The sequence below is a fragment of the Variovorax sp. OK212 genome (assembly GCF_900112425.1).
In the GTDB taxonomy this organism is placed as follows: Bacteria; Pseudomonadota; Gammaproteobacteria; order Burkholderiales; family Burkholderiaceae_C; genus Variovorax.
This window is the reverse complement of sequence record NZ_FOLP01000001.1, coordinates 733,070-744,626: the sequence shown is the minus strand read 5'-3', so window position 1 is coordinate 744,626 and position 11,557 is coordinate 733,070. Positions and strand designations below refer to the sequence as shown.

The 11,557-nt window shown below is 72.2% G+C and carries 10 protein-coding genes; all 10 read left to right on the top strand.

Annotated features, from left to right (window positions below):
• Positions 1 to 151 precede the first annotated feature (151 nt).
• The 10 genes from BM004_RS03325 to BM004_RS03280 all read left to right on the top strand — a co-directional run bounded on the left by BM004_RS03325 (position 152) and on the right by BM004_RS03280 (position 11,556).
• Positions 152 to 421, top strand: a complete 270-nt coding sequence (locus BM004_RS03325) for a hypothetical protein (protein WP_093211262.1) — start codon at positions 152 to 154, stop codon at positions 419 to 421.
• Positions 418 to 1,086, top strand: coding sequence for a hypothetical protein (locus BM004_RS03320; protein WP_093123605.1), 669 nt, complete (start codon positions 418 to 420; stop codon positions 1,084 to 1,086). The genes BM004_RS03325 and BM004_RS03320 overlap by 4 nt, the downstream gene beginning before the upstream one ends.
• A gap of 9 nt (positions 1,087 to 1,095) precedes the next feature.
• On the top strand, positions 1,096 to 1,368 hold the full coding sequence (locus BM004_RS03315; protein ID WP_093123603.1) for a hypothetical protein: 273 nt from the start codon (positions 1,096 to 1,098) through the stop codon (positions 1,366 to 1,368).
• Entirely contained in the window at positions 1,368 to 2,528 is a 1,161-nt protein-coding gene (locus BM004_RS03310) for a hypothetical protein (protein ID WP_093211260.1), read from the top strand. The genes BM004_RS03315 and BM004_RS03310 overlap by 1 nt, the downstream gene beginning before the upstream one ends.
• A 2-nt stretch (positions 2,529 to 2,530) precedes the next feature.
• Entirely contained in the window at positions 2,531 to 3,106 is a 576-nt protein-coding gene (locus tag BM004_RS03305; RefSeq protein WP_093123601.1) for a phage baseplate assembly protein V, read from the top strand.
• Between the two features lie 22 nt (positions 3,107 to 3,128).
• On the top strand, positions 3,129 to 3,458 hold the full coding sequence (locus BM004_RS03300; protein ID WP_093211258.1) for a hypothetical protein: 330 nt from the start codon (positions 3,129 to 3,131) through the stop codon (positions 3,456 to 3,458).
• A gap of 2 nt (positions 3,459 to 3,460) precedes the next feature.
• On the top strand, positions 3,461 to 3,850 hold the full coding sequence (locus BM004_RS03295; protein WP_093211256.1) for a GPW/gp25 family protein: 390 nt from the start codon (positions 3,461 to 3,463) through the stop codon (positions 3,848 to 3,850).
• On the top strand, positions 3,847 to 6,366 hold the full coding sequence (locus BM004_RS03290) for a baseplate J/gp47 family protein (RefSeq protein WP_093211254.1): 2,520 nt from the start codon (positions 3,847 to 3,849) through the stop codon (positions 6,364 to 6,366). The genes BM004_RS03295 and BM004_RS03290 overlap by 4 nt, the downstream gene beginning before the upstream one ends.
• A 2-nt stretch (positions 6,367 to 6,368) precedes the next feature.
• Positions 6,369 to 9,023 (top strand): baseplate J/gp47 family protein, encoded by a 2,655-nt coding sequence (locus tag BM004_RS03285; protein ID WP_093211252.1) that lies wholly within the window; start codon positions 6,369 to 6,371, stop codon positions 9,021 to 9,023.
• A 190-nt stretch (positions 9,024 to 9,213) separates the two neighbouring features.
• The gene (locus BM004_RS03280; RefSeq protein ID WP_093211250.1) at positions 9,214 to 11,556 is read left to right on the top strand and encodes a phage tail protein; all 2,343 of its coding nucleotides are present in this window, start codon (positions 9,214 to 9,216) and stop codon (positions 11,554 to 11,556) included.
• Position 11,557: the final 1 nt, after the last annotated feature.

Genomic DNA, 11,557 nt, shown 5'->3' with positions numbered 1-11,557 from the left:
TCGGCGCGCACCGGCAGCGTGCCTCCGTGCTCAGGACATCGGGTGTCCCCCTGCGCGAAACAAAGGAGGGGGCGAAGCCGGGGGACATTCGTGCAGGGGAGTACCCGGTGTCCTGTGCACACACCCCGAAAGAAGCACGGGAGCCAACGAGATGACCAGACGCATCGTCATCGACCGCCTCGACCTCGACCTGCGCGGCATCGACCCCGCCACCGCCCAGGCCGCCGCGCGCCTCCTCGGCCCTGCCCTGTCGCGCGCATTGCAGCAGCGCGACTTCAACACCCGCTCCATGGAAAGACTGGACGCCGGCCGCATCGATTCCCCTGCATCGCCGCAACCCGCGGCACTGGCCGCCCGCATCGCACGGCAGATCGCGCGGCAAGCCAGCACCGCCCGCGCCGCGCCGAAGGCCACGCCATGAACCTGCTGCGCGGCGCCCTCATCGAATACGGCACCGACCTCATCGGGCCGATCCCGAACGTGGTCATCTTCCAGTACAACCCCGAGTCGCTCTCGCGCGTGCTGCAGATCCCGCCGCGCCCGTCGGGCGCCACGCAGCGCGAGACCACGCAGGCCGGCGAGCACACCTTCGAGAAGATCAGCTTCAAGGCCCACTTCAGCGCCGCCAACCTGCTGGCCGACGACAAGGTGCTGGCGCGCACCTTCGGCATCGGGCCGCAACTCAGCGCGCTGGAAAAGATGGTGCTCCCCAGCAGCAAGCTCGCGGGCCTGGTGGGCGCGGCCATCGACGCCATCGGCAGCGCCATCGCGGGCGGCGGCGCGGCGCCGGCGGCCCAGCCCATTCCGCGCGAGAAGTACCCGCGCATCCTCTTCATCTGGGGCCTCACGCGCGTGCTGCCCGTGACCATCGACTCGATGACCATCGGCGAGCTCGAGTACGACGCCGTGCTCAACCCGCTGCGCGCCGAGGTCGACATCTCGCTGAGCGTGATCGCGGTGGACGAGTGCTCCGACGACGTGCTCGCCAAGGGCGCGCTGGCCTTCACCACCATCGCCAAGGAAGCGCAGGCCGTCGCCAACCTGGCCAACACCGTCGACCAGGTGGCCGACCTCATTCCCCTCTAGGAGCGGCCCATGTTCCTCGCCAACTCCCGCTACGCGAACGTGGCCACCGTCGAAACGCTCGCGTCCACCGGCGAGCGTGTCACGGCGCTGCGGCTGCGCAAGCTCACGCCCGTCACCGGCGACCCGCAGACCGTGCAGGCGCACGACCGCCTCGACCTTTTCGCCCAGGCCAACCAGGGCGACGCCACGCAGTTCTGGCACGTGGGCGACGCCAACACCGCGCTCGACGGGCGCACCCTCGTCGAAACCCCGGGCGACACGCTGGCCGTGCCGAAAACCTGATGGCCGACATGCGCTTTCGCATCTGGTTCGGCGACCGCGCCGCGAGCGCGGACGAGCTGGCGCGCGTGGAGCAGATCGAGGTCACGCAGGAGATGGACGCCTTCTGGGAAGCGCACGTGCGCATGGCGCTGTGCCTCGACGAGCGCGGCACCTGGCAGCACTGGCCCGGCGACACGGCCACGCCGTTCTCGCGCGTGCGGGTGGAGCTCGACCTGGGCAACGGGCGCTTCGTGCCGCTGATCGACGGGCCGCTCGCCGGCGTCGACGCCGGGCTCGACGCGCAGCCCGGGCGCAGCACCGCGACCATGGTGGTGCGCGACGACAGCGCCTTTCTCGACCGCGACGAGGAAGCCGAGAAGCCCTTCGAAAACAAGAGCGACAGCGAGGTGGCCGCCACCCTGTTCGAGCGCTTCTCGCAGGTGATCGGCGAGACGCGCATTCCGCCCACGCAGGGCACGCCCGCCACCACCACGCGGCGCGGCACGGTGCTCACCTTCCTGCGCCGGCTGGCGCGCCACAACGACCGCCACGCCTACGTGCTGCCGGCCGAGCAGCAAGGCGGCAAGAGCATCGGCTGCTTCCTGCCCGACCCCGGCGACCCCGGCGACGCCGCCGACCTGCCCGCGCTGGTGATGATCGGCATCGAGCGCAACCTGGCCGACGCCGAGATCACCGAAGACCCGCGCGGCCCCGAGCGCACCCGCGCGCGCGTGCTGCGCGTGAACGACCAGGGCGTGACCAGCTTCGAGACCAGCGCGCAGGACCTCGGCCTGATGCGCGACCTGCCCGCGCAACCCGCCGACCTCACGCCGCGCCGCCTGCTGCACCCGGCGGACAACCACCGCGAAGACCCGAGCGCCGCCGTCACGGGCCAGGCACGGCGCCGCGGCTATGTCTACACGCTGCGCAGCCGCGTGGTGCCCGGCTGCTACGGCGCGGTGCTCACGCCGTACCGCAAGGTGCGCGTCGACGCGGGCGCCACGCCCTACAGCGGCGACTACCTCATCACGCGCGTGGTGCACCGCATCACGCCTTCGCTCTACACGCAGGAGCTCGAAGCCAAGACCGACTCGACCAGCACCGTCTCCGGCGCGGCCGTGGCCGAAGCGCTCGGCGGCGGGCTCAGCGTGTCCGTTTCAGCCAGCGTGGGGATCTTCTGACCATGATCGATCTAGCCGAACTCACCCTGGAGCGCGTTGTCGACCGCATCGGCTCCACCTACTACGGCAAGTACCGCGGCCTCGTGAGCGACGTCTCCGACCCCGAGAACCGCTGCCGCATCAAGGCCGTCCTGCCCGGCCTGCTCGACGGCGAGGAATGCGGCTGGGCCATGCCGGTGCTGCCCTTCGCGGGCGACGGCCACGGCATGGTGATGCTACCGGCCGTCGGCTCGGGCGTGTGGATCGAGTTCGAGGCCGGCAGCCTCGACCTGCCGCTGTGGTCCGGCTGCTGGTTCGCCGACGGGCAGCGGCCCGACCCGCAGGGCGAGAAGGTGCGTGTGATCGTCTCGCAGAACGGCCACAGGATCGTGCTCGACGACGAGAGCGACGAAGTGAAGATCGTGCACAGCGGCGGCGCGGAGATCGTGCTGAGCGGCTCGGGCATCGCCATGAGCTTCCAGGCCTGCAAGCTGGAAATCAGCGGCAGCGACATCTCGCTGAACAACGGGCTCATCAAGGTCGGGCTGGCGGGCGTGAGCCTGGTCAACGGCGCGATGGCCTTCGGGGTGCCGCCATGAGCGCGGCGACGGGGAGACACGCATGATCCCGCTGCTCACCACCACCAGCACCGTGATGTGCCCGCACGCGGGCACGGCGCAGCTCTTCACCGCCAACACCGAGGCGGTGATCGACGGCGCGCCCGCGCTGCTGGAGACCGACGTGCACCCGGTCGTCGGCTGCACCTTCTTCTCGGGCCCGAACCCGATGCCCTGCCTGCTCATCCGCTGGAGCGGCGGCGCGGTGCAGACAACATTGCACGGCGTCGGCTTTCTTCTGCAGTCGAGCGTCGGCGTCTGCTACAACGCCCTGCAGGCGCCGCAGGGCGTGGCGATCGTGGTGCAGACGCAGACGCGCGCCATGGGAATCTAGCCATGGCCACCCTCCCCAACGGCCGCCACCTCGCCTTTCCATTCCGCATTGCGCGCGACGGCCGCACCGCCGCGCCGGTGTCGGATGCCGACCAGGTGCGCGACGAGCTGCTGCAGTTGCTGCTCACCGCGCCGGCCGAGCGCCTCTTCCTGCCCGAGTTCGGCGCCGGGCTGCGCAAGCTGGTGTTCGAGCCCGCCTCCGACGTGCTGCGCGGCGTGGTCAAGGCGCGCATCACGCAGGCGCTGTCGCGCTGGCTCGGCCACCGGCTCACGGTGGAGCTGATCGAGGTCGACTGGGACGACGGCCTTGCCATGCTGTCCGTCACCATCAAGTACCGGCCGGCGGGCAGCCCCGATTCGCGCATCGTGAAGTTCCAGAGGGCCGGATCATGAGTGCAGTGGTTTTCCAGGAACTCGTCGACGACCGCGCCGACGTGCTCGCGAGCAAGAACCTCAACGGCATGAAGCTGGTGCTGGTGGCGCTGCCGCCCGGCGCCAACCCCGGCCACGCGGACCTCGACCTGCGCTTCTTCAACCAGCTGCACGTGGCCGCGATCCTGGCGGAGATCACCGCCACGCCGGCGCGCGCGGGCCAGATCTTCCGCGTGCGCGGCGGCACGCGCGTGCCGGCGGGCGCCGCCGCGGGGCAGGTCAAGGTCACGGCCGTGACGGGGGTCGATGCCACGCGGCTGTCGCTGCGCGTGGCGCCGGTGGGCGACTACTCGACCTACACGCTCGAGCTGGTGTGGGACGGCAGCCGCATCGACCCCTTCTTCTCGGCCATCGGCTTCAAGTTCAGGCCGGGCTGCTTCACCAACGACTGCGCGCCGCCGCAGGACGGCCCGCCGCTGCGCCCCGGCCCGAAGATCGACTACCTCGCGCGCGACTACGATTCCTTTCGCCACACGCTGATGACCGCCATGGCCGAGCGCGTGCCGGGCTGGAAGAGCACCAGCGAGGCCGACCACGACCAGGTGCTGATCGACCTGTTCGCGGCCGCCGCCGACGAGCTGGCCGACCACCAGGACCGCACGATGGCCGAGGCCTTCCTGGCCACCGCGCGCAAGCGCGTGACGCTCGCGCGGCAGGCCCGGTTCATGGATTACCACGTGCACGAAGGCAACCAGGCCAGCAGCTGGCTCGCACTCGAAGTGGTGGCCGGGCAGGCGCCCTTCCGCCTCGACGGCCAGGATCTGCTGGTGTGGACCGGCGTGGCGCCGGCCGAAGACGACGCGGTGTTCTTCGCCAGCCGCGAGCGCTTCCTGCCGCCCGCGCAGCGCCAGCGCTTCGACCCGCTGGTCAACCGGCTGCGCATGCACACCTGGCGCAACGCGCAACCCGCCTTGCGCGCGGGCAGCAGCGTGGCCGACGTGGTGCCGCTGGTGCCCGGCGCGGGCCAGGCCGAAGCCGATGCGCTGCGCGACCTGGTGCGCACGGGCGCGCTGCGGCAACTGCTCATTGCCGAAGCGCTGAACCCGCTCACCGGCCTGCTGCCCGGGCGCAACCGCGCCAAGCGGCAGCTGCTGCGGCTGCTGGCGGGCAACGGCGCCGCGCAGACCGTGCACGACCCCGTCACCGACACCTGGCTGGTGCGCCTGCAGTGGCGCGACGAAGACCGCCTGCGCTTCGACTACAGCTTCACCACCTTCTGCGCGGGCGTGCCGAAGGAAGACATCTCACTGTTCTTCGGCAACCTCGTGCCCGTGCACGAAGGCCTGCCGATGGCGGTCGATTTCTTCGAGTCCGGCGCGCTGCTGCCCAGCGACACCGCCAGCCACAAGCACCGCTACTACCAGCGGCTGGAGCGCCACGGCGACCCGAACGACTGGGTGCTCGCGCCGTTGCCCGAAGGCCCGCTGGCCTACCTGCCCCCGCCGATGGACGGCGCCGTCGACGGCGAAGTGCCCGCGCGTTCCACGCTGCAGGTGAGCGTGGTCACCGGCATCGAGACGCAGGCGTGGAGCGAGACCGAGAGCCTGGTGCACAGCGACGACTCGGCCTCGTTCGGGCGCCGCTTCATGGTCGAGACCGACGAGCGGCGGCGCAGCACGCTGCGCCTGGGCAACGGCGTCAACGGCCAGCTGCTGCCCTTCGGCGCCGAGCTGCACACGCAGTACCAGACCGGCCAGGCCGGTGGCGGCCACGCAGGCAACGTGGGCGCCGACCAGCTCGTGAACCTCGCCGACCTGGCCGGGGCGCTCCAGGGCGCGTTCACCGACGCCTGGAACCCCTTCGACGTGACCGACGGCCGCGACCCCGAGCTGCCCGAGCGCATCCGCCGCAACGCGCCCGAGGCCTACCGGGCGCGCCAGCTGCGCGCCGTTACGCTGGCCGACTACGTGCGCCGCGCCGAAGAGGTGCCGCGCGTGTCGCGCGCCGTGGCCCGCTACGCCTGGACCGGCAGCTGGCGCACCGTGCGCGTGGTGATCGACCCCGCGGGCAGCACCACGCTCGACGACGCCTTGCGCGCCGACGTGGCCGCGCACCTGGAGGCGGTGCGCCTGATCGGCGAAGACCTGGAGCTTCGCCCGCCCCACTACATCCCCATCGAGCTGCGCATCGTGGTGTGCGCGCAGCCCGACCAGTGGGTCGAAGACCTGCGCTTCGTGCTCGAGCAGGAGTTCTGCGACGGCCACACCGCCGACGGCCGGCCCGGCTTCTTCCACCCCGACGCGTGGACCTTCGGGCAGGACCTGCACCGCAGCGCCGTCGAAGGCCGCGTGCACCGCGTGGCCGGCGTCGAGCACCTGGTGTCGGTCACCATGAAACGCTTCGACGCGCCCACGCCCGGCGTGCCCGGCACCGAGGTGCTTGAGATGGGCTTCGACGAAGTGGTGCTCTGCGCCAACGACCCCGACCACCTCGAGCGCGGCCTGGTGCGCATCGAGGTGAAGGGCGGGAGGCAATAGCCATGGCCTGCGATCCGCTCATCACCGACGACTTCCAGTTTCCGCGGCTGCCCTTCAACCGGCCCGGCCTGCCGCGCATCGCGTGGCGCATCGGCCGCTACCCGGACTTCGTGGAGGCCATGACGCGCCACATCGACGCCGCGCCCGAACTGGCCGAATGGACGCACCGCGACCCCGACGACCCGGCCATCGCGCTGCTGCAAGGCGCGGCCGTGCTCGGCGACATCCTGAGCTTCTACCAGGAGCACTACGCCAACGAGGCCTACCTGCGCACCGCCGCCTGGCGCAGCAGCGTGGCCGACCTGGTGCGGCTCACGGGCTACCGGCTCGCGCCCGGCATCGGCGGGCGCGCCACCTTCGCGTTCGAGGCGCGCGGCACGCAGCCGGTGACGCTGCGCGTGGGCTTCCCGGTGAAGGCCGACCTGCGCGACGTGAGCGCGCCGGCCGACTTCCAGACCACCGGCGAGCTCGTCGCCTGGCCGCACCTCGGTCGCTTCAACCTGTACCGCCAGCGGCAGTACGGCTGGATCATCGGCGCGGGGCAGGCGCGCGTGGAGCTGGCCACGGTGGGCGGCGCGGACGACTCGGCCTCGCTCGAGGCGGTGGAACTCAAGAAGGGCGACCGGCTGGTGCTGGTGCCCGAGGAGAGCCTGCTGGGCCTGCAGTTCCAGCTGGCGCTGGGCTGGACGCTGAACCAGAGCTGCGAAGAGATCGTGGTCGTGGAGAAGGTCGAGCGCCAGCTCGGCCGCGTGATCCTCACGCTGGCGGGCAACTTCACGCACGGCTGGTTCACGCATTGCCGCGCCTTCCTGCTGGGGCGCAGCTTTCGCCATTTCGGCGCGAGCGCGCCGCCGCAGTTCGTGGAAAGCACCGGCGGCAGCGCGCCCGTCACCACGGTGAGCACCACGCCCTTCGTGCGCGGCACGAAGGCGACCGTCAGCTACACCAGCCCGTACATGGTGCTCGACCCGCAGACCTTTCCGCTGGAGCAGGAGGTGCACGACCTGGCCGCGGGTGGCACGGCGCTCATCACCGGCACGGTCGGGTTCCCCATCGCGGTGACGCGCACCCTGGCCACGGTGCGCTCGCAGCCCGCGCGCTGGGGCAACCTCAACATGCCCGCGAGCTTCGTGCGGCTGGACCGCGCCATCGCCCCCGACTGGACCTCGGCCTTTCCCGCCTTCCCGGCGCTGGCCGACCTGCGCACGCTGCGGCTGCACGAGACCAAGGGGCCGATGCTGCAGCTGCGCCCGCTGCCCGCCTTCGCCGGCACGGCCTTCGCCAACGGCACGCAGGCGCTGAACTTCTACGGCAGCGCGGCGCAGGCCAGGGCGCTGGCGGGGCGCAAGCTGTATCTGTCGCATGCGGACGGCCGCAGCGTGGAACTGACATGCACCAATGGGCCCGCGGACTTCTCGCAGGCAGCGCCAGACCCGGCACGCATGTGGCCGCTGTCGTTCGACCGCGCGCCAGCGCCCTTCACGCGCGCCGACTTCGACGAGACGAAGCCGCCTGTCACCGTGTTCGGCAACCTCGCCGACGCCACGCAGGGCAAGCAGGAAGCCGACGCGGTGCTCGGCAACGGCGACGCGCGGCAGCCGCTGCAGACCTTCGCACTGCCCAGGTCGCCGCTGACCTACTGGCTGTCGAACGGCGCCGTGCCGCCGCAGACGCCCTTCCTCGAGGTCTGGGTCGGCGCGCGGCTGTGGACGCGCGTCGACAGCTTCTTCGGCCACGGTCCGCAGGAAGAGATCTACATCGTGCGCGAGGACGCCGAGAACCGCAGCTTCGTGCAGTTCGGCGACGGCGAGATGGGCGCGCGCCTGCCGTCGGGCGTGAAGAACGTGGTGGCGCGCTACCGCAGCGGCACGGGTGCGCGCGGACCCGTGAAGCCCGGCGCCACGCCCTCGTCGAGCGAGCGGCCCGACGGCTTCGACAAGGTGTCGCTGGCCGGCATCGTCTCGGGCGGTGCCGACCCCGAGGACCAGGAGAAGGCCCGCGAGGCCGCACCGGGCAAGGTGCAGAGCCTGGGGCGCCTCGTGAGCCTGCGCGACTTCGAGACAGAGACGCTGTCGGTGCCCGGCGTGACGACGGCGACCGCGGCCTGGGACCTGTACCAGGGCGTGCCCGCGGTGATCCTGCGCGTGCTGCTCGAAGCCGGTCGCGAGGCCGAGTTCGCGGACGTGCGCGCCACGCTCGCCCATGCGCAGCGCTGCCGCGGGCCCGACCGCTTTCCGGTGATCGTGCAGCAGGCCCTGCTGCGCTACGTGTTCGCCGACCTGACCTATGCGCGCGACCCGAGCTACCGCGCGGAAGACGTCGCTGCTGGCCTGCGCGCGGCGATGGGGCTGGCGGGCGATGCCGACAACGAGCGCACCGGCCTGTTCGGCCTGCGCGCGCGCCGCCTCGGCGAGCGCGAGTACGCGAGCCGCATCGAAGGCCGGCTGCAGAACGTGCCCGGCGTGCTGTGGTGCCGCGTGGTTGCGATGGGACGCTTCGCCGCGGGGGTGGTCGATGTGACGACGCCGCTGCCGCCCAACCCGCCGCGCCCCCTGGCCGCGCTGCTGCCGTGCACGCCGCGCGAGCTGCTGCAGCTGCTGCCCGCGCACCTCACGCTGACGCCGGCGGTCGAACCGTCGGCGGGGGAATGCGCATGAACACCCACCGCCTCACCGTTCGGTCTTGCTTCTTCCCCCGCTGGGGGAAGGTTGGGATGGGGGCAGGCAGGGCGCCCCGTGGATGCGCCGCTGGCCCCCACCCCTGCCCTCCCCCGGAAGGGGAGGGAGAAAGACAAGGGCCCCACTCCTTCCCCATCTGGGGAGAAGGAGAAAGACAGGGAGCGTCCGCATGAGCACACCCACCGTCCCGCTCTTCGACCGCCTGCCCGAGATCTACCGCACGCGCGACGCGGAGCAGTCGCCCGCCTACCCGCTGCGCGCCTACCTCGGCGCCATCGAGGAGGCCTTCGGCGCGCTGCACGACGACATCGGCCGGCTCTACGACAACCTGTTCATCGACACCTGCGAAGACTGGGTGGTGCCCTACCTCGGCGACCTGCTCGGCACCACGCACCTGAAGGGCGAGCCGCGCACGCTGCGCGCCGACGTGGCCGACACCATTGCGCTGCGCCGCCGCAAGGGCACGCTGGGCGCCATCGAGCGGCTGGCGGCCGACCTCACGGGCTGGGCCTGCCGCGGCGTGGAGCTGCGCGAAAACCTGGGCTGGCGCCAGCACCTGAACCACCAGCGGCCCGACGCGGGCGGGCTGCCGCCGTGGGGCAGCGAGAGCATCACGCGCTTCATGGTCCCGCGCGGCGGCACCGCGCCGGTTCGCGACCCGGCCTCGCTGGCGTTGCTGGGCACGCCCTTCGACAGCTTCGCGTACACCGCCGACGTGAAGCCCGCGGTCGACGACGTGCGCCACGTCAACCTGCCGAACCTGGCGATCTTCTTATGGCGGCTCGCGGCCTGGCAATGGCCTGCGCTGCCGCCGCTGGTGAAGGGCGTCACCGACCTCGGCGCGCAGCCCGTGCCGCTCGCGCGCTTCGTCGTCCGGCTCGACCTGCACCCGCTGGACCGGCCGGTGCAGCTCTTCAACATCGCGCGGCCCGCCGACCTCGACCTGGGCGCGTCGGGCGGCGTGGTCGCGCCGCTCACGCAGCCCGACGCCGTGCCCGACCTGATGCGCGACGCGCGCATCACCACCGGCGCGCCGGCCGGCCACCCCGACGCCTATGTGCGCGTCGACTTCTTCGACGACACGGCCGCGCCGCCCACCGGGCTCGACCTGGCGAACGTGGGCCTGAACATCTTCCTGCCGCAGTCGGCGCAGGCCGCCTTCGCAGCCACCGCCTGGCAGTTCCGCGGCGACAACCTCTGCGCCTGGGAAACCGGCCTGCGCCGGCCGGTGGCCGACGGCGAGATCGTGATCGACCCCGACATCGGCCGCCTGCTGATCGGCGTGGGCACGGCGGCGCAGCGCGACGCGCTGGCCACCGGCGCCGTGCCGCACCTGTACACCAGCTTCACCTATGCAAGCCCCGGCCCGGTCGGCGCGCACCCGGTGGTGCGCGCGCCCTTCGATCGCACCGGCGCCGAGGTGCGCGAGGCCAGCGCGCTGCCCGGCGGCACCTCGCTGCAGGCGCAGATGGACAACCTCGATGCCGCCACGCAGCCGGTGGTCATCGAGATCCAGGACAGCGGCGTGCACCCGCTGGACATCGGCGCGCTCGCGGGCACGGCGATCGACGGTGGCGTGTCGGTGCGGCTCGCGCATTCGCTCACGCTGCGCGCGGCCGACGGGCACCGGCCCGTGATCGTGCTCGCACGAGCGCTCGGGTTCAGGCCGGTCGACGCGGTGGACGCCACGCTCGACGCGCCCGCGGTGCGCCTCGAAGGCCTGCACCTCGCGCCCGGCGCGGGCTTTGCGGCCGGCAGCGCGCTCATCGGCCGCGCTGCCCTTGCGCGGCTCGAAATCATCGGTTGCACGCTCGACCCCGGCGGCCACGCATTGCGCGACGACAGCCGCGCGCCGATGACGCCCGCGCTGCACCTGGAAGACGGCTACGGCTTCACGCAGGCGGCCGACCGCGACGCCTTCGCTCCGACGCCCGACATCGTGGTGCAGCGCTCGGTGACCGGCGCGATCGCGGTGGACGAGCGCTACCGCCTGGACATCGCCGACAGCATCGTGGACGCCGGCCTCGGCGTGGGCGACCCGGCCAACGGCAGCTTTGCCATCGGCGGCGCTACCGACCCCGCGAACGGCTGGGCCGCGCCGCTGCAGTTCCAGGGCCTCACCGCCTTCGGCCCGGTGCGCGTGAGCCGGGTGGGCGGCGCGGGCGGGCTGTTCGCGCAGCGCTTCGAGGTGCTCGACAACCAGCACGGCTGCCTCAAGTGGAGCTGGTTCAGCGGCGACGCCGACCGGCTGCCGCCCAACCACTTCTGCCTGCACGGGGGGGACGACGCGGGCGGTGCCCGGCTGGCCTTCACGGCCGAGCGCTTCGGCGACCCGGGCTACGCGCAGCTGGCGCGCGGCAGCGACGTGCGCATTCGCACGCGCGGGCCCGACGACGACGCGATGGGCGCCTTCGGCTTCCTGCTCGAAGCGCACAAGTGGACCAATCTTCAGGTGCGGCTGCGCGAGTTCATGCCGGTCGGCGTGCGGCCGCTGGTCGTGCCGGTGACGTAGA

What these genes read in the sequence shown, in the direction of transcription:
- BM004_RS03325 (WP_093211262.1), top strand. Translation starts at nt 152, where the DNA reads ATGACCAGACGCATCGTCATCGACCGCCTCGACCTCGACCTGCGCGGC.
- BM004_RS03320 (WP_093123605.1), top strand. Translation starts at nt 418, where the DNA reads ATGAACCTGCTGCGCGGCGCCCTCATCGAATACGGCACCGACCTCATC.
- BM004_RS03315 (WP_093123603.1), top strand. Translation starts at nt 1,096, where the DNA reads ATGTTCCTCGCCAACTCCCGCTACGCGAACGTGGCCACCGTCGAAACG.
- BM004_RS03310 (WP_093211260.1), top strand. Translation starts at nt 1,368, where the DNA reads ATGGCCGACATGCGCTTTCGCATCTGGTTCGGCGACCGCGCCGCGAGC.
- BM004_RS03305 (WP_093123601.1), top strand. Translation starts at nt 2,531, where the DNA reads ATGATCGATCTAGCCGAACTCACCCTGGAGCGCGTTGTCGACCGCATC.
- BM004_RS03300 (WP_093211258.1), top strand. Translation starts at nt 3,129, where the DNA reads ATGATCCCGCTGCTCACCACCACCAGCACCGTGATGTGCCCGCACGCG.
- BM004_RS03295 (WP_093211256.1), top strand. Translation starts at nt 3,461, where the DNA reads ATGGCCACCCTCCCCAACGGCCGCCACCTCGCCTTTCCATTCCGCATT.
- BM004_RS03290 (WP_093211254.1), top strand. Translation starts at nt 3,847, where the DNA reads ATGAGTGCAGTGGTTTTCCAGGAACTCGTCGACGACCGCGCCGACGTG.
- BM004_RS03285 (WP_093211252.1), top strand. Translation starts at nt 6,369, where the DNA reads ATGGCCTGCGATCCGCTCATCACCGACGACTTCCAGTTTCCGCGGCTG.
- BM004_RS03280 (WP_093211250.1), top strand. Translation starts at nt 9,214, where the DNA reads ATGAGCACACCCACCGTCCCGCTCTTCGACCGCCTGCCCGAGATCTAC.